Annotated in this window: 17 protein-coding genes; 5 read left to right on the top strand and 12 right to left on the bottom strand. The window is 65.0% G+C overall.

Features of this window, described 5'->3' with window-relative positions:
- Positions 1 to 37: 37 nt before the first annotated feature.
- Together FXB38_RS27735 and FXB38_RS27730 are read right to left on the bottom strand one after the other, a co-directional pair.
- On the bottom strand, positions 38 to 1420 hold the full coding sequence (locus FXB38_RS27735) for an MBOAT family O-acyltransferase (protein ID WP_148754109.1): 1383 nt from the start codon (positions 1418 to 1420) through the stop codon (positions 38 to 40).
- Positions 1421 to 1458: 38 nt separating this feature from the next.
- Positions 1459 to 2418, bottom strand: a complete 960-nt coding sequence (locus tag FXB38_RS27730; RefSeq protein ID WP_246230194.1) for an acyl-CoA desaturase — start codon at positions 2416 to 2418, stop codon at positions 1459 to 1461.
- Between the two features lie 160 nt (positions 2419 to 2578).
- Between FXB38_RS27730 and FXB38_RS27725 the strand changes: the two genes are divergently transcribed.
- On the top strand, positions 2579 to 3562 hold the full coding sequence (locus tag FXB38_RS27725; RefSeq protein WP_148754108.1) for a glycerophosphodiester phosphodiesterase: 984 nt from the start codon (positions 2579 to 2581) through the stop codon (positions 3560 to 3562).
- Between the two features lie 9 nt (positions 3563 to 3571).
- Here the strand turns inward: FXB38_RS27725 and FXB38_RS27720 are convergent, their stop codons facing one another.
- On the bottom strand, positions 3572 to 5854 hold the full coding sequence (locus FXB38_RS27720; RefSeq protein WP_148754107.1) for a spermidine synthase: 2283 nt from the start codon (positions 5852 to 5854) through the stop codon (positions 3572 to 3574).
- Positions 5855 to 6031: 177 nt separating this feature from the next.
- On the opposite strand from FXB38_RS27720, the gene FXB38_RS27715 reads away from it, so the two are divergent.
- Positions 6032 to 7642, top strand: a complete 1611-nt coding sequence (locus FXB38_RS27715) for a phytoene desaturase family protein (protein ID WP_148754106.1) — start codon at positions 6032 to 6034, stop codon at positions 7640 to 7642.
- 288 nt (positions 7643 to 7930) lie between these two features.
- Here the strand turns inward: FXB38_RS27715 and FXB38_RS27710 are convergent, their stop codons facing one another.
- Entirely contained in the window at positions 7931 to 8086 is a 156-nt protein-coding gene (locus FXB38_RS27710) for a Flp family type IVb pilin (protein WP_148754203.1), read from the bottom strand.
- A 164-nt stretch (positions 8087 to 8250) separates the two neighbouring features.
- Between FXB38_RS27710 and FXB38_RS27705 the strand changes: the two genes are divergently transcribed.
- Positions 8251 to 9138, top strand: a complete 888-nt coding sequence (locus FXB38_RS27705) for a 50S ribosomal protein L11 methyltransferase (protein ID WP_148754105.1) — start codon at positions 8251 to 8253, stop codon at positions 9136 to 9138.
- Between the two features lie 26 nt (positions 9139 to 9164).
- Here FXB38_RS27705 and FXB38_RS27700 read toward each other — a convergent pair whose 3' ends face one another.
- Positions 9165 to 9344 carry a hypothetical protein gene (locus tag FXB38_RS27700; RefSeq protein WP_148754104.1) on the bottom strand — a complete coding sequence of 60 codons (180 nt, stop codon included), beginning with the start codon at positions 9342 to 9344 and terminating at the stop codon, positions 9165 to 9167.
- Positions 9345 to 9529: 185 nt separating this feature from the next.
- On the opposite strand from FXB38_RS27700, the gene FXB38_RS27695 reads away from it, so the two are divergent.
- Positions 9530 to 11356, top strand: a complete 1827-nt coding sequence (locus tag FXB38_RS27695) for an aminopeptidase P family protein (RefSeq protein WP_148754103.1) — start codon at positions 9530 to 9532, stop codon at positions 11354 to 11356.
- A gap of 284 nt (positions 11357 to 11640) precedes the next feature.
- Positions 11641 to 12921: a multidrug effflux MFS transporter gene (locus tag FXB38_RS27690; protein WP_148754102.1), complete on the top strand. Its 1281-nt coding sequence runs from the start codon at positions 11641 to 11643 to the stop codon at positions 12919 to 12921.
- Between the two features lie 117 nt (positions 12922 to 13038).
- On the opposite strand, the gene ligA is transcribed toward FXB38_RS27690, so the two are convergent.
- From ligA to FXB38_RS27655, 7 genes are all read right to left on the bottom strand, one after another.
- Complete coding sequence (gene ligA, locus FXB38_RS27685) at positions 13039 to 15186, bottom strand: NAD-dependent DNA ligase LigA (RefSeq protein WP_148754101.1); 2148 nt, start codon at positions 15184 to 15186, stop codon at positions 13039 to 13041.
- 162 nt (positions 15187 to 15348) lie between these two features.
- Positions 15349 to 17022 (bottom strand): DNA repair protein RecN, encoded by a 1674-nt coding sequence (gene recN / locus FXB38_RS27680; RefSeq protein WP_148754100.1) that lies wholly within the window; start codon positions 17020 to 17022, stop codon positions 15349 to 15351.
- A gap of 24 nt (positions 17023 to 17046) precedes the next feature.
- The gene (locus tag FXB38_RS27675; RefSeq protein ID WP_148754099.1) at positions 17047 to 17946 is read right to left on the bottom strand and encodes an outer membrane protein assembly factor BamD; all 900 of its coding nucleotides are present in this window, start codon (positions 17944 to 17946) and stop codon (positions 17047 to 17049) included.
- Positions 17947 to 18178: 232 nt separating this feature from the next.
- On the bottom strand, positions 18179 to 19141 hold the full coding sequence (gene lpxC, locus FXB38_RS27670) for a UDP-3-O-acyl-N-acetylglucosamine deacetylase (RefSeq protein WP_148754098.1): 963 nt from the start codon (positions 19139 to 19141) through the stop codon (positions 18179 to 18181).
- A 362-nt stretch (positions 19142 to 19503) separates the two neighbouring features.
- On the bottom strand, positions 19504 to 21303 hold the full coding sequence (ftsZ, locus tag FXB38_RS27665; RefSeq protein WP_148754097.1) for a cell division protein FtsZ: 1800 nt from the start codon (positions 21301 to 21303) through the stop codon (positions 19504 to 19506).
- Between the two features lie 87 nt (positions 21304 to 21390).
- Entirely contained in the window at positions 21391 to 22713 is a 1323-nt protein-coding gene (gene ftsA, locus FXB38_RS27660) for a cell division protein FtsA (protein ID WP_148754096.1), read from the bottom strand.
- On the bottom strand, positions 22710 to 23738 hold the full coding sequence (locus FXB38_RS27655) for a cell division protein FtsQ/DivIB (RefSeq protein WP_148754095.1): 1029 nt from the start codon (positions 23736 to 23738) through the stop codon (positions 22710 to 22712). Before FXB38_RS27655 ends, ftsA begins: the two co-directional genes overlap by 4 nt.
- Positions 23739 to 23984: the final 246 nt, after the last annotated feature.

Below are 23984 nucleotides of genomic sequence, written 5' to 3'. Positions count from 1 at the left end.
GCAGGCTATGATGCCCCTCCCCCAGCCGGGATCGGTCTCAGAACTTGAAGTAGACGAATTCATGGAGATCCCGACCACCCATATGGAGCAGCAAAGCGAAAAGGCAGATCCCGAGCACGCCCGCAAGCCAGGGACTCGGGCGGCGCGTGAAGAATGCGACGATGTCCTGACTGGCCGGCAACAAGAAGGCGAACAACGGCGCCACGATCAGCGGCCAAAGGTGCTGCCCGCGCGCGAGCGGCAGCGGCTGGGCGAGCCCGGCGAAAACATGCCAGGCGGCCTCGACCGAGCCGGCGCGAAAGATCACGCCGGTTGCCAGCACGAACAGCACGGTGAGAGCCCAGCCGAACCATGACGGGAAGTGCGGGCCATAGCGCCGCAACAACGAGCAGACCACCTGCGCAAGACCGTGCAGCACGCCCCAAAGGACAAAAGCCCAACTCGCGCCATGCCACAAGCCGCACAGCGCCATGGTGATCAGCATTGCGCCGAAGAACTGCACCGGCAGAAAGCGCCGCGGCAGGATGCGCAGATTGACCAGAGGGTAGAAGACATAGTCGCGCAGGAACAGCATCAGCGTGATATGCCAGCGCTGCCAGAAATCCTGGATGTTGGTCGAGCGCAGCGGCGCATTGAAATTGTAGGGCAGCTGCACCCCGAACAGCAGCCCAAGGCCGATCGCGATGTCGGAATAGCCGGAGAAGTCGAACAGGATCTGGAACGAGAAGCAGAAGGCGAGCCAGCCGTCGCCGCTCGCAAGCGGCCCAGCCGTCGCCTGCATGTAGATGGGATCAAGCAGGTGCGCGATGCTGTCGGCGATCACGATCTTCTGGAACAGGCCGAGCGCGATGAAGCAGATCGCGATGCAGAATTGACGCTGCCAGCCCGGCACATAGACCTGCCTGCCGAACTGATGCATCACCTCCGACCAGCGCGCCAGCGGCCCCGCGATCGCCTGCGGAAAGAAGGCGATGTAGAGCGCGTAGCGATCGATCGCGTAGAGCGGCGCCTTGCCGCGCCGGAGATCGACCAGATACATGATGTGATGGAAGGTGAAGAAGGAGATGCCGAGCGGCAACCCGATGTCGAGCGTCGGCAACGTGGCACCCAGCACATGCCCGAGGTTGGCGAGGATGAAGTTGGCGTATTTGAACAGCGCGAGCACGCCGATATCGAGCAAGATGACGAGCGTCAGCACCGCCTTCCACTTCACCCGCCCATAGGCGACCGAGGCGAGCCAGTTGATGACGATCGAGGCGATCAGGAGCAGGACGAAGGACGGACTGCCCCAGGCGTAGAAGGCCAGCGACAGCGCCACCTGCACGACGATGCGCAAGCGCGGATAGGGATCGAACAGGCGGTAGATCAGCAGTGCCGCCGGCAGGAACACCAGGAGGAAGGGATAGTCGTTGAACAGCATCGGTTCAGCGCTGCGCCGTCATCGCCGGATGCCGATCCTCAGCCCGTTTCCAGATCGGGCGCGGCATCGCCCGGCTGCTGCAGCATGCGCCGGGCGATCTTCTCCTCGCTCGGCACCTTGACGTCCCAGGCGAGTCCGAGCGCCTCCAGCGCGCGGATGAAGATGAAGCCGGGATCGAACTCGAACCAGCGCAGGCCGAAGGCCGCCGAATACGGGAACGCGTGGTGGTTGTTGTGCCAGCCCTCGCCCCAGGCGAGCCAGGCCATCACGCCGAGATTGCGGCTGTTATCGTCACGGGTGACGAAGGGCTGCGCGCCAAACGTGTGCATGATGGAGTTGATGGCGGACATGGTCTGCTCGACCACGAACATGCGCACCACGCCGCCCCAGAGCAGGCCCGTCAGCGCGCCCCACAGGCTCATGGTGGCGAGGCCGCCAATCGCCGCCGGCAGCACCAAGCCGAGCGCGACCCAGCTGTAATAATAGCTGTTGACCGCAACCAGGGTGCGGTTGGCCATCAGATCCGGCACGTAATGGGCGACGTTGGGATAGTCGTGTGCGATCATCCAGGTCAAATGCGAGTGCAGAAAGCCGCGCAGGCGGCCCAGCACGCCGCCGCCATGCAGACGCGGCGAATGCAGATCGCCGTCGTGGTCGGACAATTCGTGGTGCCGCCGGTGCATCGCCGCCCAGGACAGCATCGGGCCGCGCCCGGCCATCGATCCCATCACGATCAAGATCGCGCTCATCCCGGTCGAGGTGGCAAAGGCGCGATGGGTGAACAGGCGGTGATAGCCGACGGTCAGCCCAAGCCCGGTGATCAGCCAGAAGCCGAACAACAGGCTGAGCTCAACGATGCCGATCGGACGATAGAAGAGGAGGCCCAGCGCAATCAGCGTACCGACAAAGGGCAAAACGTCGAAAATGATGAAATGCCGCCGCTGCATCTTGTGAAAATGCCGACTGCGAATGATGCGGTGATCGCGTTTCTGTTGCACGGTCGGGATTCCAAGGCGAGGTCTATGAGTACATACCGGCAGAGCGGACGCAACCGCAAGCTGCGGCCCCAGGTTTCAACAGGCGCAAAAGGCTGTAAAACAGGCTGGACGCGCTCAGCCGCGTTCAAGCATTGTTGTTTCACTTGCCACCGGAACTGTGATGACGTCACGTACTACGACAATATTGACTTTGCTATCACTTCTCATTTCGGGAAAGGCCATGGCTTTCGATCTCGAGGCGCATCGCGGCGGGCGGGCGCTGCTGCCGGAGAACACCCTGCCGGCCTTTGCCAATGCCCTCGCGATGGGCGTGGACACGCTGGAACTGGACGTCGGCGTCACCGCCGACGGCGAGGTCGTCGTGTCGCATGAGCGCGGGCTCAATCCCGATCTCGCGCGGGATGCGAATGGCGCCTATGTCACGGCGCCCGGCACGCCTTTCGTGAAACTGCGGTTCGCCGATGCCAGGGCCTACGACGTCGGCCAAATCCGGCCGGACAGCGCCTATGCGAAGCAATTTCCCGACCAGCGCGCCGTGCCGGGGACCCGCATTCCCACGCTGAAGGAGCTGTTCGCGCTGGTGCGCAAATCCGGCAACGAACGCGTGCGCTTCAATATCGAGACCAAGATCGATCCGGATCATCCGGATGAATCGCTTGGCCCGCAGGCCTTCGTCGCAAAGCTGCTCGGGGTGATCGCAGACGAGAAATTTTCCGACCGCGTCATGATCCAGTCGTTCGACTGGCGGACCCTGCTGCTGGTCCAGCAGCAGGCCCCGACAATTCCGACCGTGTACCTGACGCTCCAGCGCGGCTCGGCACCGACCGTCGTCCTCGACAAGGCCGCCAGCTGGACGGCGGGTTACAGCCCGGCCGATCACGGCGGCTCGCTGCCGCGCACGATCAAGGCCGCGGGCGGCGCGGTGTGGTCGCCCTATTTCGGCGACGTGACCGCGGCGCTTGTCACTGAAGCCCAGACTCAGGGATTGCGCGTGGTGGTCTGGACCGTCAACAAGCCCGACGACATGGCGCGTATGATCGAGATCGGCGTCGACGGCATCATCTCCGACCGGCCCGACCTGTTGCGGCAGGTCGCCGGCGAGAAGGGAATTGCGCTGCCTGCGGGAACGCCGGTCGAGCCGTAAGTCCGAGCGTTACTGCTCGCCGTAGCGCAAGCGTCGATACAGCGCGCCCAGGATGTTGGAATAGTCGTCGGTCCAGACCCGCACCTTCTCGTCCGCGTCGGTCTCCTCCCATTGCTTGGAGGACGCCAGCTTGCCGACGTCACCAGCTTCGCGCGCGGAGATGACGACGTCGGTGGAGAAGATGTAGTCGGCGTCGCGGCCCGAATCCTCGTCGTAGACCCAGCTCTTCAGATCGTTGGCATCGGCGATCCCGACCACGACGGGCTCGAGATCGAGGTGCCGGTTGGAGACGTGCATCACCACGGCGCCGTGCGGGGCGAGCTTGTCCTTGTAGATCTTCATCGCCTCCTCGGTCGCGAGATGGATCGGGATCGCATCCGACGAATAGGCATCGACGATGATGAGGTCGTAGACACCGTCGGGCTCCCTGGCGAAGGTGAGACGCGCATCCCCAATCACCGGCTTCAGGTCCGGCAGGCAGCTCGAGATGTAGCGGAAATTTTTGGGGTCACGCGCGGCATCGACCATGGACTGGTCGATCTCGAAAAATTTCCAGTCCTCGCCGGGCTCCGCGGCGCAGGCGAGCGTGCCCGATCCGACACCGATCGCCGCGACCTTCAACGGCGCGCCCTTGCGCTCGCGCATCGCGGTGACGGCCTGACCGATGCCGCCATCCTTATGATAATAGGTGATCGGCTCGGGCCGGCCGGTGACGGGCGTGCCGTCATTGTTGCGGAAGCGCTCGGCGCCGTGAATCGTGGTGCCGTGCATCAGCACGTGGAAATAGCCGCCCGGCGTCACCACGATCTTGTGCACGCCGAAGAAGCTGCGCACCGTGGTGACGCGGCCCTCGTCGGCCGGATAGATCCGCATCAGGGCCAGCGCTAGCGCGACTGTTGCAAAGATCTTCCAGCGATCCGCATTGAGCGCCAGCGCCAGAAGCGCTGCGAGCACGCCGACGGCGCCGGCGACCCAGACGCGGTGATCCTCGAACCAGGTCGAAAGATCCCCTGTCATGTACGTCGGTGCAACCAGCGCCGCCGCGAGAACGGCAAGCGCCAGCCAGTACCATCTCACGACGCCTGCAAGACGCTCGCTCGCCGACGGCCGGCAGAGCGCGGCGAGCGCGACCAGGATCGGATATTCGGCGATCCATGAGAAGGTGAATGGCGCGACGAGGCCTGCAAAGAGACCGCCGACCATGCCGCCGAACGACAGCGCGACATAGAATCCGGTGAGATATTTGGCTGCGGGCCGGGTCCGCGCCAGTTCGCCGTGGCAGGCCATGGCGATGACGAAGAAGCACAATTGATGGCCGCCGAGCGTGAGCAGCAAATTCTGCTCGCCGCCGAAGGCGAGCAGAAAGATGACGCCCGCGATCGCGACCGGCTGCAGCATCAGCATCCATTTGTGCGGCAACAGTGGCCGCGACTGGAACACTAGCACCCAGGTCAGCAGATATAGCGACAGTGGCAGCACCCACAGCAGCGGCGCCGCCGCGACGTCGGTCGAGATATGCGCGGTGACTGCGATGAGAAGCCCTGACGGCACCGCGGCGAGGAAGATCCAGCGCAGCCGCGTCACCAGCGTCGGCGCCGGCGCGTTTGCGTCCTCGGTGCGCGCGTCGGCCACCGCGAGCTTCGGCGAGCGCAGCAACAGCACGCCACAGGCCGCAATCAGAAGAATCAAGACGCCATAGCCGCCGGTCCAGAGCCGGTTCTGCGTGTGCAGCGTGTACATCGGCTCCAGCAGGAACGGATAGGACAACAGCGCGAGGAAGCTGCCGATGTTGGAGGAGGCATAGAGGAAATAGGGATCGCGGCCATCAGGATGGCCGGTGCGGACGAACCAGGCCTGCAGCAGCGGATTGTTGGCGGCAAGCGCGAAGAACGGCAGGCCGATCGACATCACGAACAGGCCGAGCAGCCAGAATGCGTAACCCGACGCTGGTGGCTCGCCATAAGCACTGGCAATCCCGAGCGGCAGCGTGACGAAGGCCGCGATCAGCAGCACGAGATGCACAACCACCGGAACCACGCGATTCCTGATCTGCATGAGGAGATGCGCATAGGCGTAGCCCGCCAGCAGCAGCGACTGGAAGAACACCATCGCCACCGACCACACCGCCGGCGAGCCGCCGAGCCGCGGCAGCACCATTTTCGTGAACAGCGGCTGCACCGAGAACAGCAGCAGCGCGCTGACGAAGATCGCGGCGGTATAGACCGTCAGCAGCAGCCGGTTGCGCGACGTGGACGGCTGCTCCGTGGCGGCGGGTTGCACGATCGAATCCATGGAAGCTCCGGCTTACCCCCGGCGGCTGCCGGGCGCGCGCAATGGAGCACACCGCGCCCGAACGGGCAATAAATGGTCTCGTGATGTTGCATCAGGAAATGCCTGATATACAGCTGTCATTCCGGGCGCGGTCCTCTGGACCATCTGGAATGACGGTGGAACATTCTGAAATCAATCATGAGCGAAACCGACGTCGTCATCATCGGCGCTGGCCATAACGGCCTCACCTGCGCAGCCTATCTCGCGATGGCGGGCTTGCGCGTGCATGTGGTCGAACGCCGCAAGGTGGTCGGCGGGGCGGCGGTCACGGAGGAGTTTCATCCGGGCTTCCGCAATTCGGTCGCGGCCTACACCGTGAGCCTGCTCAACCCGAAGGTCGTCCGCGATCTGGGCCTTACCGAGCAGGGCCTGCGCGTCGTCGAACGGCGCGCCCAGAATTTTCTGCCCGCGCCTGACGGCAACTATCTCCTCACCGGCGAGGGGCGGACGAAGGCCTCCGTCGCGCGGCTCAGTGCGCGCGATGCCGATGCGCTCGACGGGTTTTCGCGCGAGCTCGAGGACATCGCCGACGTGCTACGGCAGTTCGTGCTGCGGGCGCCACCGAACCTGCTCGGCAGCTTTGGCATTGGCGCGATCCGCGAGGCCGCGAACGCGTTGAGTACGGCCAACATCCTGCGCGGCCTGACGCTGGAGCAAAGCCGCAGCCTGCTCGATCTCTTCACCCGCTCCGCCGGCGAGATGCTGGACGAGCGGTTCGAGCACGATCTCGTCAAGGCGCTGTTCGGCTTCGACGCCATCGTCGGCAATTATGCGAGCCCCTACGCCGCCGGCTCGGCCTATGTGATGCTGCATCATGCCTTTGGCGAGGTGAACGGCAAGAAGGGCGTCTGGGGCCACGCCATCGGCGGCATGGGCGCGATCACGCAGGCGATGGCGCGCGCTGCGCGCGGGCGCGGCGTCACGATCGACACCGATGCCGGCGTGCGCGAGGTGATCGTCGAGCGCGACCGCGCCGTCGGCGTGGTGCTGGAGAATGGAACGACGATCCGCGCCAGATATGTCGCGGCCAACGTCAATCCAAAGCTGCTCTATACCCGGCTGGTCGCGGCCGATGCCCTTCCGTCCGATTTCCTCGCCCGCATCCGTCACTGGAAGAACGGCTCCGGCACCTTCCGCATGAACGTGGCACTGGATCGCCTGCCCTCTTTCACCGCGTTGCGTGGCGATGGCGATCATCTCACCTCCGGCATCATCCTGGCGCCTGATCTCGGCTATATGGACCGCGCGTATCTCGATGCACGGGCGCAGGGCTGGAGCCGGCAACCGATCGTCGAGATGCTGATCCCCTCGACGCTCGACCACACGCTCGCGCCCGCGGGACAACACGTCGCGAGCTTGTTCTGCCAGCACGTCGCGCCGGAGCTGCCGGACGGCAAGTCCTGGGACGACCACCGCGAGGAGGTCGCCGATCTGATGATCGCGACGGTGGACAGCTACGCGCCGGGCTTTGGAACAAGCGTGCTCGGGCGCCAGATCCTCTCCCCGCTCGATCTCGAACGGCAGTTCGGGCTCCTCGGCGGCGACATCTTCCACGGAGCACTGACCTTGAACCAGCTGTTCTCGGCGCGGCCGATGCTGGGCCATGCCGATTATCGCGGGCCCCTGAAGGGCCTCTATCACTGCGGCTCCGGCGCCCATCCCGGCGGCGGCGTCACCGGCGCGCCAGGCCACAACGCGGCGCAGGCGATCTTGCGGGATCACCGCGGCCTGTTCGCAAGCCGTGGATAGGTCTGTGGACGGGCTGTGGACAGGCCTGTTGGCAGAGCTGTGGTGAAGCCGTGGAAACCTGGCCGGGCGGCTTGGTACAGGCCGGGATCAAGCTGTGGAGAAGGGGTTGATAAGCCGCGTATAAGCCGGCGGGTCGCGAGCTGATCCATGAGCGGACAACCTGTGGAGCTCCTACCGAAACGAGCTCAAAAACGACTTCACCCGCCAGGAGCAATTCCCCCCAGCGGGCGGTCGTCGAAAAAGCCATCTATGAAGAAAGCGGCCCCGCTAGGAAATCGGAGGCAGAAATTACTTCAAGGAGCTGCTAATCGAACCGAACTTGTCGTTCATGGTGGTGCCCAGGCTGTTAACCACGGTGATGATCGCCAGTGCGATACCGGCTGCGATCAGGCCGTATTCGATCGCAGTCGCACCGGATTCATCGGACCAGAACTTCGAAACCATGCGCTTCAAGATTCGCCTCCATTTCCATCTCAAGGTGTGTTGGTTGGGTCTAACATCCGGGAAAGTACGGTCCACAACCTACGGCGGGGTTAATCTGGGAACTGCAAGTTACGCGGAAAATTGTGACTAAAAGTTCCAAAAATTGAAGCGGACGGACCCCTAGAATGCAGCCTTCCCCTACCCATCGCGCCAATTTTTCGCTTCCCAACGAGGCTGCCGCCAGGCGTGTCGTCGACGTGCTCACGGAGGTCTTTTTCGAGGGCGATGCGGCGGTCGCCGCCTTCGAGCGGCCCGACGGACAATGGGACGTCACGCTGCATTTTGCCGAGGCGCCGGATCAGGAATTGCTCCGCGAACTCGTTGCAACTTCAGCAGGAAATGACATCGCCGCCACGCTTGTCTTCGACACGATCGAGGCCAAGGACTGGGTCAAGGCGAGCCTGGAGGATCTCGTCCCGGTGCCGGCCGGACGATTCGTCGTCCATGGCAGCCACGACCGCGACCGCGTGGCGCAAAACAAGCTCGCCATCGAGATCGAGGCGGCGCTCGCGTTCGGAACCGGCCACCACGGCACCACGCGTGGCTGTTTACTTCTGCTTGACCATGTCCTGAAACACGCACGGCCGAAGCGCGTACTCGACCTCGGCACCGGCACCGGCGTGTTGGGGATCGCGGCAGCCAAAGCGCTGCATCGCGCGGTGCTGGCCTCCGACATCGACCCGCCTTCCGTGCGGGTCGCGGCCGAGAACGCGGCCCTGAACGAAGCTGGTCAATACGTGCGGGTGATCCGGGCCACCGGCTTCGCTGCGCCGGACTTTGCCAAAAGCGGCCCGTTCGACCTGGTGCTGGCCAACATCCTTGCCAATCCGTTACGCCAACTGGCAGGTCCGATGGTCCAACATCTTGCGCCCCGCGCCCGTGTCATTCTCTCCGGCCTGTTGACCCACCAGGCCCCCGCCGTGATCGCCGCCTATCGCGCGCGCGGCCTCGTGCCGTTGCGGCATCTGCGGATCGAGGGGTGGAGCAGCTTGTTGCTGCGGAAGATGGGGTAAGCTGCGTCCGCGGAAGGAAGGCCGCTTTACTCCGCCGGCTTGTCGTCCCGGCGCATCGCGCGCTCATCCCGCAACGCCCGCTTGGCGCGCCGCTCGGCGACGCGATCGATCATCTGGCTGATGAGGCCGCGCGGCTTCTTCGGTGTCGTTGCTGCGGGTGCGCGGCGCACCGGCGGCGAAATCTTCTCAAACGTGAACGCTGGCATCGTGTGTCCCCTCGCCGTTGAGATGAACCACTTGCTCGAATTTCCCTGTTATTCGGACGAAGCGCAACTGCTGCATCCTTTACTCCACTCAATTCGAATGGAACTATTTCAAGCACGGTCCATGCCAGATGCGACCTCAAATGCGTCTACATTGCGGACTGATCCTCATGATCCTAAACTGAGCCATGTTCGAAGCACACTTTCAGACGTTCGAGGAGCCCGAAGCCGGCGTCGCACTGGCGGCGCGGCTCGCCGCACTCCGTGAAGAGCTCGTCCGCCGCAAGCTGACCGGCTTCGTCATTCCGCGCGCCGATCAGCAGCAGAATGAGTATGTGGCCCCCTCCGAAGAGCGACTCGCCTGGGTAACCGGCTTTACCGGCTCGGCCGGGCTCGCCGTGGTGCTGAGCCAGGAAGCTGCATTGTTCGTCGATGGCCGTTACACGATCCAGGCGGCCAAGCAGATCGACGCCAAGGCGTGGGCGGTGGAGTCGCTGATCGATCCGCCGCCGGAGAGCTGGGTCTTGGCGCATCTCAAATCCGGCGATCGCCTGGGATTTGATCCGTGGCTGCACACTTTTGCGGCAACCGAGCGTCTCTCGGCCGCCTGTGCGAAGGCCGGTGCCGAACTGGTGGCGGTCGACAGCAATCCGGTCGACGCGGTCTGGCAGGATCGGCCGCAGCCGCCCGTCGCGCCGGTCGCGATCCACGGCCTGCAATATGCCGGTGTCGCCGAGGCCGAGAAGCTGGCCCAGATCAAGAGCGAGATCGAGAAATTGGGGGCCGACGCGCTGGTGCTGTCGGATAGCCACGCGGTCGCCTGGACCTTCAACATCCGCGGCGCCGACGTCGCGCATACGCCGCTGCCGCTGTCCTACGCGCTGGTGCCCAAGGTCGGCCGGCCAACCGTCTTCATCGACCACCGCAAGCTCTCCAACCTCTCGCGCGACCATCTCGAGCAGTCGGCCGATGTGCGCGAGCCCGATGCGCTGACGCCGACGCTGATGGCGCTCGCCAAGAGCGGCGCTGCGATTGCGCTCGACAACGCCACCGCGGCCGACGCGCTGAGCCGGTTGATCTCGGGCGGCGGCGGCAAGCCGGTGCGCGGCAGCGATCCGATTGCGCTGCTGAAGGCCGTGAAGAACGCGACCGAGATCAAGGGGACGCAGACGGCGCACCGGCGCGACGCAATTGCACTGGCGCGTTTCCTCGCCTTCATCGATCGCGAGGCAGGAAGCGGCAAGCTCACCGAGATCGATGCGGTCGAGGCGCTGGAGACGTTCCGCCGCGACACCGGTGCGCTGAAGGACGTATCGTTCCCGACCATATCCGGCACCGGTCCGAACGGCGCCATCGTGCACTACCGCGTCACCCGCAAGAGCAACCGGCGGATCGCCCGCGGCGACCTGCTGCTGATCGATTCCGGCGCGCAGTATGAAGACGGCACCACCGACGTCACCCGCACCATGGCGGTGGGGGAGCCAACCGAGGAGATGCGCGACCGCTTTACCCGCGTGCTCCGCGGCCATATCGCGATCGCGCGTGCGGTGTTTCCCGACGGCACCACCGGCGCGCAGCTCGACACGCTGGCGCGGCAATATCTCTGGGCCGCCGGCGTCGATTTCGAGCACGGCACCGGCCACGGCGTCGGCAGCTATCTCAGTGTGCACGAAGGCCCGGCGCGGATCTCGAAGCTCGGCACCACGCCGCTGAAACGCGGCATGATCCTCTCCAACGAGCCCGGCTATTACAAGACCGACGGTTTTGGCATTCGCATCGAGAACCTCGAGCTGGTGGTCGCCGCCAACATCGAGGGTGCCGAGAAATCGATGAACGCGTTCGAGACGCTGACGCTGGCGCCGATCGACCGCCGGCTCATCGACGCGGCGATGCTGAGCAAGGAAGAGCTCGCCTGGCTCAATGCCTACCACGCGCGCGTCCGCGCCGAGGTGGGGCCGGCGCTGGACGAGGTGACGAAGGCGTGGCTCGATCAGGCCACGGTCGAGCTGACGTAGCGCCGCGCATAGCGCTACGCGATTTGCGCAACTCTCATCCTACGAGAAGTGTCATGCCCCGCGCAGGCGGGGCATCCAGTATTCCAGAGGCAGTAAACGCCTGCGGAAAAGCCGCGGGGTACTGGATTCCCCGCCTTCGCGGGGAATGACAGCGGAGGCCGGGGCGGTCATTCGCACCGTCGGCATAACCGTCCCGGAATCGGTATAGCCGCATTCCGAAACGCCGATTTCCGTCTTGTGCAAGCACGCTACAGTCCGATTCGAAATTCGAAAGACGGACGCACATGCACGGCATGATCAGCAGACCGCCGGAGGCGGCGACGAAGAACATCGCGACGTCGCGCGTGGTGTTGCTGCTGCTGGTCGTCATGACCGGGATCGCGCCGATCTCGCTCTACATCCTGGTGCCGGCGCTGCCCGTGCTGGCGACGAATTTCGGCCGCGACATCTCGATCGCGCAGATGACGGTGTCGCTCTATATGGTCGGCATCGCGCTGTCGCAGCTGATCATGGGGCCGCTGTCGGACAGGTTCGGCCGCCGTCCGGTACTGCTTGGCGGCCTCGCGTTGATGGTCGCGGCCAGCGTCGCCTGCATCTTTGCCGAAACCCTGCCGCAGCTGATCGCAGCACGCTTCTTCCAGGCGCTCGGCGGCGCCTCGGGCATGGTGGTCAGCCGGGCCATCATCCGCGACATCTACGAGCGCGACCGTGTCGCCTCCATGATCAGCCTCGTGATCGCCGCCCTGATGATCGGCCAGATGGTCTCACCGCTCACCGGCGGCCTGATCGAGACCGCGTTTGGCTGGCGGGCGATCTTCTACGCCGTCACGATCGGCGCGCTTGCAGTCGCCGTCGGCATCGCCATCGCGTTGCCTGAGACGCGCCGCGACCGCGCGATCGGCAGTGGCGGCTTTCGCAGCGACGTCGGCACCCTGATCAAGAGCCGAGCCTTCATCGGCTATGTGATGTGCCAGGTGCTGGCGTCGCAGATCATCTTCACCTTCGCCGGCGGGGGCCCCTACATCGTCGTGACGCAGATGGGCCGGACCAGTGCCGAATACGGCGCGTGGTTCGCCACAACGGGATTTGCGTATCTGGTCGGCAACCTGCTTTGCGTGCGCTTTGCGCCGCGGCACTCGCTGGAGAAGCTGATCTGGTTCGGGCTCGGCCTGCAACTCTGCGGCAGCCTGTTGAACCTGCTCTGGAGCTTTACCGGCTGGAACGAGGCGCCGGCCTGGCTGTTCGGCACGCAGATGATCGTGATGGTCGGCAACGCCTTCGTGATGGCGAACTCCGCCGCCGGTGCGATTAGCATCCGTCCCGAAGCCGCCGGTACCGCGTCAGGCGCGATGGGCTTTCTCCAGCAAGGGATCGGCGCGCTGATGTCGCAATTCGGCGCCTATCTCGGCGGCCACTCCGCAACGACGCTGCCGCTGACCTCGGCCGTGCTCGCCGTCTCGCTGCTCTGCGCCTGCATGATGATCTTCGTCGTCCCCCGCCGCGAACTGATGGTGAGCGAGGAATTGATCGAGCAGGCGGAGGGGGAAGAGAGCGTGATGATGTGAGGCGCGGTACGCCCTCTCCTCGTCATTGCGAGCGAAGCGAAGCAATCCAGACTGTCACAGCAGATGCAGTCTGGATTGCTTCGTCGCAAGGGCTCCTCGCAATGACGAGGAGAGACCTCACTCTCCGATCAGCTTGAGCCACTCGTCCTCGGTCAGTACCTTGACGCCGTGCTTGTTAGCCTCTGCGAGCTTCGAGCCCGCGCCGGGGCCGGCAACGACGAGATCGGTCTTCTTCGACACCGAGCCCGAGACCTTGGCGCCCAATCGCTCCGCGGTCGCCTTGGCTTCGTCGCGCGTCATCTTCTCCAGGGAGCCGGTGAACACCACGGTCTTGCCGGCGACCGCGGAGTTGCCCTTCGGCCTCTCCGCGTCGACGATCTCGACCTCTTTGGTCAGCCGCTCGACAATGCCGCGATTGTGACTCTCGCCGAAATAATCGGCGATGCTCTTGATCACGGTGTGGCCGATCTGGTCGAGCGCATCCATCTCCGCCTTCGCCTCCTCGTCGCCCTTGGCGACCTTGAGGCAGGCATCGTGAAAGGCCTCCCAGGAGCCGTAGCCGCGCGCGAGCGCCAAGGCGGTTGTCTCACCGACATGGCGCATGCCGAGCGCATAGACGAAGCGCTCCAGCGCGATCTTGCGCCGGCTCTCGATGGCACCGAACAGATTGCGGACCGAGGTCGCGCCGTAGCCCTCGATCTCCTCGAGCTTGAGCTTCGCGTTGCGCTTCTCCAGTGTGAAGATGTCGGAGGGCTCCTTCACCCATCCTTCATCGAAGAAATGCTGCAGCTGCTTCTCGCCGAGACCGTCGATGTCGAAGGCGCGCCGCGACACGAACAGCTTGAGATGCTCGATCTTCTGATAGGGGCAGGCAAACTCGCCAGTGCAGCGGGCGCGGGATTCCTCTTCGCCGGCGGCCGTCTCCCCGCGCACGACGTCGGTATGCAGCGGACACGGGCACTTCTTCGGGAAGTGGTATTCCCTGGCGCTCTTCGGGCGCTTGTCGAGGACGACGTCGACGATCTGCGGGATCACGTCGCCGGCGCGCTGGACTACGACGGTATCACCGATCCGGATGTCGCGCCCCTCGCGCAGCACCTCGCCCTTGTTGCCGATGCCCCTGATGTAGTCCTCGTTGTGCAGCGTGACGTTCTGCACGATCACGCCGCCGACGCCGACCGGCTCGAGCTTGCCGACCGGCGTGAACGAGCCGGTACGGCCGACCTGGATCTCGATGTCGCGCAGCACCGTCACGGCCCGTTCGGCCGGGAATTTGTGCGCGATGCCCCAACGCGGCGTGCGCGAGACGAAACCGAGCCGCTCCTGCCAGTCGATGCGGTCGACCTTGTAGACGACGCCGTCGATATCGTAGTCGAGCTCGGCGCGCTCTTCCTCGATGCTCTGATGGAACGCGATCAGCTCCTCGACCGAGTGACAGAGTTTTGTCAGCGGATTGGTCTTGAAGCCGCAGCGCTCGAACCAGTGGATCATGCCGCTCTGCGTATCCTCGGGCATCGCGCTCATCTCGCCCCAGGCATAGGCGAAGAAGCCGAGCGGGCGCGATGCTGTGATGGTCGGATCCTTCTGCCGCAGGGAGCCCGCGGCCGAATTACGCGGGTTGGCGAAGATGGTATCGCCAGCCGCCTTCTGCCGCTCGTTGAGCGCGAGAAAGGCCTTCTTGGTCATGTAGACCTCGCCGCGGACCTCGCAGATATCGGGAATGTTGCGGCCCTTCAGCTTCTGCGGCACGTCTTCGAGCGTGCGGATGTTGGCCGTGACATCCTCGCCGATTGCGCCGTCGCCGCGCGTCGCCGCGGTGACGAGCTCGCCGCCCTCGTAGCGCAGCGACATCGACAGGCCGTCGATCTTCGGCTCGGCCGAGAAATTGACCTTGTCGTCGTCGAGCTTGAGGAAGCGCACGATGCGGCCGACGAAGTCGCGGACGTCCTCCTCGGCAAAGGCGTTGTCGAGCGAAAGCATGGGAACGGAATGCCGGACTTTCCTGAAGCGCCCGGATGGCGCCGCGCCGACCTTCTGTGAGGGCGAATCGCCACTGACGAATTCCGGAAAGCGTTTTTCGATCGCATCGAGGCGCTGGCGCAGGGCGTCATACTCTGCGTCGGTCACGGTCGGCGCGTCGTCCTGGTAGTAGCGCTCGTTGTGTCCCTCGATCTCGAGCGACAGCCGCATGTGCTCGACCTTGGCCTGCGCCTTGGTGAGGTCGGCGACGTCACGAAGCGTCTTGGATTTTGCTGCTCTTGCCATGGTGCTTGGATACGACGGAGCGGGCGGGAGGGTAAAGGTGGGCGGAGGTCTTGTTCCCCGGACGCAATGCAGCGCTTCTTCAGCGGTGCATTGCAGAGCCGGGGCCCACGGGGGCGGCATTCTGGGTCCCGGCTCGCGCTTCGCGCGTCCGGGACAAAAAAATCAGGCCGTCGCTGCCTTGAGCAGCCGGTCCGCGGCCGCCCTCGCCTCGGCCGTGATTTCGGCGCCGGCGAGCATGCGGGCGATTTCCTCGCGGCGGTGGTCGGCGGCGAGTGCGTTGACGCGGGTGGCGACGCGCTTGCCCTTGTCCAACGCATCCTTGGAAATCAGCAGATGCTGGTCGGCGCGCGCCGCAACCTGCGGGGCATGGGTCACGGCCATCACCTGAACCTTGCCGGCAAGCCGCGCCAGCCGTCCGCCGATGGCATCCGCGACCGCGCCGCCAACGCCGGTGTCGATCTCGTCGAACACCAGGGTCGGCGCCGAGCCGCGATCGGACAGCACGACCTTGAGCGCCAAGAGGAAGCGCGAGAGCTCGCCGCCGGAGGCGACCTTCATCATCGGCCCCGGCCTGGTGCCCGGATTGGTCTGCACCCAGAACTCGACCCGATCGAAGCCTTGCGGCCCCGGCGCGGCCTCGTCGGTGGCGACTTGCGTCATGAATTTCGCGCGTTCGAGCTTGAGCGGCGCGAGCTCGGCATTGACGGCCTTGTTGAGCTTCTCGGCCGATTTCTGCCGCGCTGCCGAGAGCTTTTTCGCAGCCGCCGCATAGCGTGCATCGGCCTCGATCGCGGCCTGCTCCAGCTTCTTCAAGCGCGAGGCGCCGGCATCGATCAGCACGACGTCGGCGGCGTATTTGGCGGCAAGTGCCGCCAGGCCATCGACCGGCGTCGAATATTTGCGCGAGGCGGCGCGCAGAGCGAACAACCGCTCCTCGATGCGTTCGAGCTCGGCCGGATCGAAGTCGGTCGCGGCAAGTGCGGCCTGGAGATGCTGGTCGGCCTCCTCCAGCGCGTTGATCGCGATGTCGATTGCCTTCACCGCGGGCTCGACCAGAGCCGGCGAATTGACACCGCGGCGTTCCAGCCGGCGCACGGCGGTCGAAAGGGCGGCAACCGGCGAATGATGGCCGCCGACGACCTCCTGCGCCTCGCGCAAATCGGAGGCGATTTTCTCGCCCTGCATCATGGTGGTGCGGCGCGAGGCGAGCGAGGTCTCCTCGCCGTCCTTCGGCGCGAGCCGCTTCAGCTCGTCGGAGGCGTGGCGCAGATAGTCGGCCTCGCGCGCGGCCCGCTCCATGCCGGCGCGGTGCTCTTCCAGCTCGGTGTTGGCGGTGCGGCGCGCGTCCCAGAGGGCTTCGACGGCCGCGACATCCTTTTCGAGGCCGGCAAAGGCATCAAGCAGGCGGCGATGGGTGGCGGCATCGACCAGCGCGCGCTCGTCATGCTGGCCGTGGATCTCGACCAGCGCGGCGCCGACCGCCTTCAGGGTCTGCACGCTGATCGCCTGATCGTTGATGAAAGCGCGGGTGCGGCCGTCGGCGAGCTGCACGCGGCGGAGAATCATCTCGCCGGTATCGTCGAGCCCGTTCTCGGCGAGGATTTTCGTCGAGGGATGATTCTTCGGGATATCGAAGACGGCCGTGACCTGCCCCTGCTCCGCGCCATGGCGCACGAGGCCGGCGTCGCCGCGGCCGCCGAGCGCCAGCGCAAAGGCATCGAGCAGGATGGATTTGCCCGCACCGGTCTCGCCGGTCAAAACCGCAAGTCCGGTGGCGAATTCGATATCGAGCCGTTCGATCAGGACGATGTCACGGATCGACAGACGCGCCAGCATGGAACCAGATTTCCTAGCCGAGACCTAGAGGCCTATCCCCTTGAAGGTCCGGCTGATCCAGGACCCCTGATTCTCGCTCGGCTCGAGACCGCCGGATTTTACAAGATTATAGGCGTCCTTGTACCACCGGCTGTCGGGAAAATTATGCCCGAGCACGGCGGCGGCGGTCTGGGCCTCGCCGACGATGCCGATCGACATGTAGGCCTCGGTGAGGCGGTAGAGTGCCTCCTCGACGTGGCGCGTGGTCTGGTACTGCGTCACCACGGCCTTGTAGCGGTTGATCGCCGCCGTGTAGTCGCGCTTCTGCATGTAGTAGCGGCCGACATTCATTTCCTTGCCGGCGAGCTGATCGCGCGCGCCCTCGATCTTGGCCTTGGCGGAGGTCGCATATTCCGACGTCGGATATTTGCGCACCACCTCTTCCAGCGAGGCGATCGCCTTCTCGGTGCGGGCCTGGTCGCGGCTGATATCCGGGATCTGGTCGTAGTGCGAGGCGGCGATCAGATACTGCGCGTAAGCGGCGTCCGGGCTGCCGGGATGCAGGGTGACGTAGCGGGTGGCAGCGCCGATGCAGCTGTCATAGTCGCCGCCCTGGTAGGACGCGTAAGCCGACATCAGCAGCGATTTGCGCGCCCAGTCGGAATAGGGATGCTGGCGGTCGACCTCTTCGAACTTCTTGTTCGCCGCCTTCATGTCCTTCTTTTCGTTCATGAGGTACAAGCCCTCATTGTAGATCTTGTCGGCAGGCTCCTCGACGAAGGTATCGTCCTTGGCGATGAACTTGTCCCAGAGCGAGCCGGTGCCGCAGCCGGCCAGCGGCAAGGCGAGCAGAAAGAGGGTCGCGGCCTGAAGCAGCCGACGAATCCCGGTCGGAGCTTTTGGAGAGGCCAAGAGATATCCGCGCGTCATACGCTGTGCCGACATGAATTTAAGACCTGACGCCCTGTGATGCGGTGCCCGCCAGCCCATGATCCCCGTCACGGGCGCGAAATGTGACCGTGGTGCCTGCCATGCGACCACGTCGGTGTAACCGAAAAACGATTGTTAACCTATCGGATAGGCAGGCATTCCGCCCGGATTAAGGCGAAAACGCCGCAATGCTAGCCGATCATGGTTACCAGGAGTTTCCCGGACAAAACGCCAGCCGCAGCAGGCTTCAGGACACGTCCGGCCCATAGGCCGCAGCGATCCGGCCGCCAACAATACCGCTGCCGACTTCGGCCACAGGACGCGTGGTGCGGCGGGCCGCTTCGCCCTCGACCACCCGCCAGGCGGTACGGTCGGCGAGCAATGCGGTCAGGACGGCGTGGTTGAGCTTGTGACCGCCACGCACCGAGCGATAGGCGCCAAGCAGCGGCAGGCCGGCCAGCGCGAGATCGCCGATCACGTCCAGCACCTTGTGGCGGGCGCATTCGTCGGCGTAGCGCAGGCCCTCGGTGTTGAGCAGCCGCTCGTCGTCGAACACGACGGTATTTTCAAAGGATGCGCCGAGCGCATAGCCCGCGCTCCAGAGCCGGGCAACATCACCCATCAGACCGAAGGTCCGGGCACGGCCGACTTCGCGGCGGAAGCGCTCGGGGCTCACGTCGAAGCCACAGCTCTGCCGGCCGATGACGGGATTGGTGAAGTCGATCTCCACCTCGGCGCGGAAGCCGTTGGCGTAGGGCCGGATCTCGCCGAAGGCGTCGCCGATCTTGACCGAAACCGGCTTCAAAACTTGGATGAACCGGCGCTGCGCCGGCTGGTTGACGATACCGGCCTGATCGATCGCCGCGATGAACGCAGCGGCGCTGCCGTCCATGATCGGCACCTCGGGACCGTCGACCTCGATAGTGGCGTTGTCGACACCCATGCCCCGCAGCGCAGCCAGCACGTGCTCCGCGGTAGAAACCAGCGGACCGCTGCGATCACCGAGGACGGTCGCGAAGTCGGTCGCGATCACCTGCTCGGCGGTCGCCTGGATCTCGCGGTCACGTCCGTCGAGCCCGGTGCGGACAAAAATAAAGCCTGTATCGACAGGTGCAGGTCCGAGCGTAAGGGTGACTGGAAGACCGGAATGAACGCCGACGCCGGCCACACTGGCTTGCGCGCGAAGCGTTGTTTGCCGGCTAAATTTCATCAGGAACCGCCCCACTACGACCCATTGCGACTTATACTAAACCCGACTGATCGATCGAGATCGACCGTCCGAATCTCCGTATCCCCAAGTCACGCCGAACCATAGTCACTGCCTTAAACAGCGCCAACTCACGCTTTTTTACCGATTGTTACCCCAAACCAGCCGTATTCGCGCCAAGGCTTAACCAAATTGCGCCGGGGTTTAGGGCCGTTATCGGCAGCTTTACTGAAGCACCGAACCTGTAATTAATGATTTAAAATCAGTTGCTTGAACGCCCAATCCGGATATGCACGGGACCAAAGGAAAGGCCCCGGCAAGCTTCCCGCCGGGGCCTCTCTGCGTCTGCCTTATTGTAACAATCCTCAGGTCGCCTGCCGCCGCAGGAAGGCCGGGATATCAAGATGGTCGTCTCCCTGTGGCGCCGGCGCAACAGGCGCGGGGCGACCATGGGCGTCGAGACCCTGCGGCGCGGGCCGGCGGGCATATTCCGACACCGGTTCGCTGGCGGCGATCTGCTGCTGCACCGTTCGCTGCGCCTTGCGCTCGGGCAGCGCCGGCATGGCGGGACCGGCGGTGCGGGCGGCGATCGGGGCCTCGGTTTCCTCGTCGCGACGGCCGAGGCCGACATTGGCGAGGCGCTGGAGCAGCGACAGGCGGGTCTTTTGCGGCGTCTCTTCCTCAACCTCGCCACGGGCCTGACGCAGCTCGGCCTGAGCCGGCATCGGCAGTTCGTCGAGGCGCGGCATCCGCGGCGCGCGCGCCGGGGCACGCTCGGCCTGCGGCGGGATGAAGGTTTCCGGCGTCATTGGCTCATGCATGGCCATCGGCGCCTGCTCGGGCTCCGGAAACAGCGTGGGCTTCTGCGCGATCGGACGCACGGTGACGTCGCCATAGGTCTGCATCGGCGCGGGCGCCTGCGGGACTTCGGAAACGGCAGCCGCGATGGCCGCAAGCGCCGCACGTTCGACATTGGAACGCGGCGCGTTCGGAGCAGCAGCGACCGGCGCGGTACCCGGGATCTGCGACTCCAGCTTCTGAGCGCGCTCGGCCATGCGCTGGTTGTCGGCGCGGAGACGCGCGGTCAGGTCGGCGAGACGGCTCTCGGCAGCGGCGGCCGGAGCCGCGGGAGCCTGCTGGACCTGAGGTGCCGCGTTCGCAACCGGAGCGCTGGTGCCCTGGGTATTGCGGGCGATCGCAGCCTGCTCGATCCCGGTGGCGACGACCGAGACGCGGATCAGGCCGTCGAGCGCTTCGTCGAAGGTCGCGCCGACGATGATGTTGGCGTCCTGGTCGACTTCCTCGCGGATGCGGGTCGCGGCTTCGTCGACCTCGAACAGGGTGAGGTCCTTGCCGCCGGTGATGGAGATGAGGAGGCCCTTGGCACCCTTCATCGAGCTGTCGTCGATCAGCGGGTTGGCGATCGCGGCCTCGGCGGCGGTCAGCGCGCGCTTGTCGCCGGAGGCTTCGCCGGTGCCCATCATCGCCTTGCCCATCTCACGCATGACGGCGCGGACGTCGGCGAAGTCGAGGTTGATCAGGCCTTCCTTGACCATCAAATCTGTGATGCAGGCCACGCCCGAGTAGAGCACCTGGTCGGCCATCGCGAAGGCGTCGGCAAACGTGGTCTTCTCGTTGGCAACCCGGAACAGGTTCTGGTTCGGAATGATCAGGAGCGTGTCGACAACCTTGTGAAGCTCGTTGATGCCGGCTTCAGCGGTGCGCATGCGGCGGCCGCCTTCGAAGTGGAATGGCTTGGTCACGACGCCGACCGTGAGGATGCCCATGTCGCGGGCGGTCTTGGCGATGACGGGAGCTGCGCCGGTGCCGGTGCCGCCGCCCATACCGGCGGTGACGAACACCATGTTGGCGCCCGAGAGATGATCGCGCAGCTCGTCGATGACTTCTTCCGCGGCAGCAGCGCCGACGTTCGGCTGCGAGCCGGCGCCGAGGCCCTGCGTCACCGCGGTGCCCATCTGCACGATGCGCTGCGCCTTCGACATCGTCAGCGCCTGCGCGTCGGTATTGGCGACCACGAAGTCGACGCCCTGGAGGCCGGCCGTGATCATGTTGTTGACGGCGTTGCCACCGGCGCCGCCGACGCCGAACACGGTGATGCGGGGCTTCAGTTCGTGAATATCAGGAGCATTGATGCTGATGGTCATGTTTGCCTCTCGATCACGCGCGCGTGGGTTCGCCCCGGCCTGCGGCCGCGGGAGTTGGTGAAAATCGACAATTGAGGAAAGCGGTCATCAGAAGCCCTCGCGTAGCCATCGTCCGACCCTTCCGAAATAACCGCCTGTTCCTGTCCTGACCTGCTGCCGCGTTTGCCGCGGTTCGACATGTTCGTGGTGAACATATTGCGGGTAGACGAGAAGTCCGGCCGGCACCGCGAACGCGGCGTTCTTCGCCTCGTTGGGCAGCCGGCCAAAACCGAGCGGACGTCCGACCCGCACGGGCCGGCCGAGAATCTGGGTTCCGAGCTCGACGAGGCCGGTGAGCTGCGAGGCTCCGCCGGAGAGCACGACACGGCCCTTGGGCTCTGCCGCGAAGGGCGAATCCTTCAGCTTGTCCCGAACCATTTCGAAGACTTCCTCGGCACGATGCTTGACGATGGTGGCGATGGTGGCGCGCGAAACGATCTGCGGCAGATCCTGGTCGTCACCGGCTGTCGGTACAGACATCAGCTCACGCGAGTCCGATCCGCCGGTGATGACGGTGCCGTATAACGTCTTGATTCGCTCGGCATCGGCAATGGTCGCCGAGAGTCCGCGCGCGAGATCCATCGTGATGTGTTGCCCGCCGACCGCAAATCCGGCCGCGTGCACGAAACGTCCGCCGGAATAGACCGCGATGGTGGTGGTGCCCGCACCCATCTCGACCACGGCAGCGCCGAGATCGGCCTCGTCGTCGGTTAGCACCGACAGGCCGGCCACATAGGGGCTCGCCGCCATGGCTTCGACGTTGAGATGGCAGCGTTCCACCGCCAGCATAAGGTTCCGTGCCACGGTGGCGTCGCAGGTGACAACGTTCATGTCGACGCCGAATTGATGCGCAACCATGCCGCGAGGATCGCGGATGCCTTTGACGCCATCGAGCGTGTAGCCGACCGGCAGCGCATGCAGCACGGTACGGCCCTCGCCGGTGGCGTGGCGCATGCCGGTGGAGGTGACGCGGCTGACATCGGCCGGCGTCACCGCGCCGCCGCGGATATCGGCTGCCGCCTCGACCAGCTGGCCCGCGAGACGACCGCCGGAGACTGACAGCAAAACGGACTCGACCCGGACCTTGGCCATTTTCTCCGCAAGCCCGACGGCCTGACGCACCGCCTGCTCGCATTCGGCGAGATCGACCACCGCGCCGGCCTTCATGCCGCGCGACTGGATCTGGCTGTAACCGATCAGTTCGACCGCGTGGGTCCGGCCGCCCAAGGCCTCGCTCGGCGCCGACGGCTTCAGCCGCGCGATCATGCAGGCGATCTTGCTGGTGCCGATGTCGAGGCAGGCGACGAGACCGCCGCGCTTGTGCGGCATCGGGCGCGTCTTCGGCGTCTGGGTGCGATCAAGACCGGTCATGCGGCGTCCCCGGCCTTCTTTTTCTTCTTGTCCTTGAACAGATCCTCGCGCGCCTTTGCGGCGTCATCGGACAGCTGCACCACCAGACGGTCGGGCAGGCGCATGTCGATCGCGACGATATCCTTCGAGAACAGCCTGTCGTCCTTATCGAGCTTGGAGAGCGCAGCCAGTGCGTTGCCGACATCCTGCTCCGGAAGGCGAATGTCGAGGCCGTCCTTCAGCCTCAGGTTCCAGCGCCGCTCACCGACATAGATCGCGGCTTTCGTCACCGAGTTCACCTGCGGATAGCGGGCGAGCAGCGCGAGGAAGTCGCGGGCCTGCGTGTCGGCGCCCTTGCCGACCACGAGCGGCAGCGACAGGAACCGGCGCGAGACATAGGGTTCGAGTAGCGCGCCGTCATCGGCGATGACGGAAAGCCGGCCGGCATCCTGCCACAGCGCGAACGCCTTGCGCTCGGTGATCTCGATCATGAGCCGGCCCGGATAGAGCTTCAGCACGGTCGCGTCCGCAATCCAGGGATTGGCCTTGAGCTTATCGCGGACGTCATCGGCAGCGAGGAACAGCAGCGAAGAGCGGCCGCTGACGCCGCCGATCGCGAGGATCTCGTCCTGGCTGAGCTGCTTGCGGCCGTTGATCACGACCGAGGTGATGCGGAAGCCGGCCGAATTGGCCATGGCGTTGCGCGCGTCGCTGACCGCCGTGATGAAATCCTGGAGATGGCCGCCCTTGACGGTGCCGAGGCCGCAGCTGCCGATTAGCAGCAGCACGGTCAAGCTGATCCCGACCCGGCGCGGCAGATAGCGCTCGACCAGCGCGACCAGGCGCGGTGGCGGCTCGCGCTCGACGACAGCCTTGGCCTTGATCCTTTGCTTTGCAGCAGCGCGCGTCTGCTCAAGTCTTTCCTGGCGCTTGTCCTGGACCCACTCGCGCAGAAGCACGACCGCTCCGATAGCGGCCGCCTTCAGGTCAGCTTGGGGCCTCAGCGATCTCAAAAACGACCGGGTGAGGCTTCCTGCACCATCCATTGCACGAGCTCGTCAACAGTTTGCCCACGACACCGCGCGGGTCCTGGCGAATGTGACGTCTCGGTCTGCCGGGCCGGGTGAGGGTCTTCGGCAGAAGAAACCGCTCCCCTTCAAAGCGTTCGCCGGTCGGGGACAATCCGAAACAGCTCACGCACCGGCAGCCAAAACGCCATATGCGCCGCCAGCGTTAACCTTCGGACTTCCTGGTAAACAAAAGGTAAAGTTCGTTAACGGAGAATGCTTTTT

The organism is Bradyrhizobium cytisi (assembly GCF_008123515.1).
Lineage (GTDB): Bacteria > Pseudomonadota > Alphaproteobacteria > Rhizobiales > Xanthobacteraceae > Bradyrhizobium > Bradyrhizobium cytisi.
Note: the sequence above shows the minus strand (reverse complement) of the source record. Positions and strands in the feature narration are given on the sequence as shown.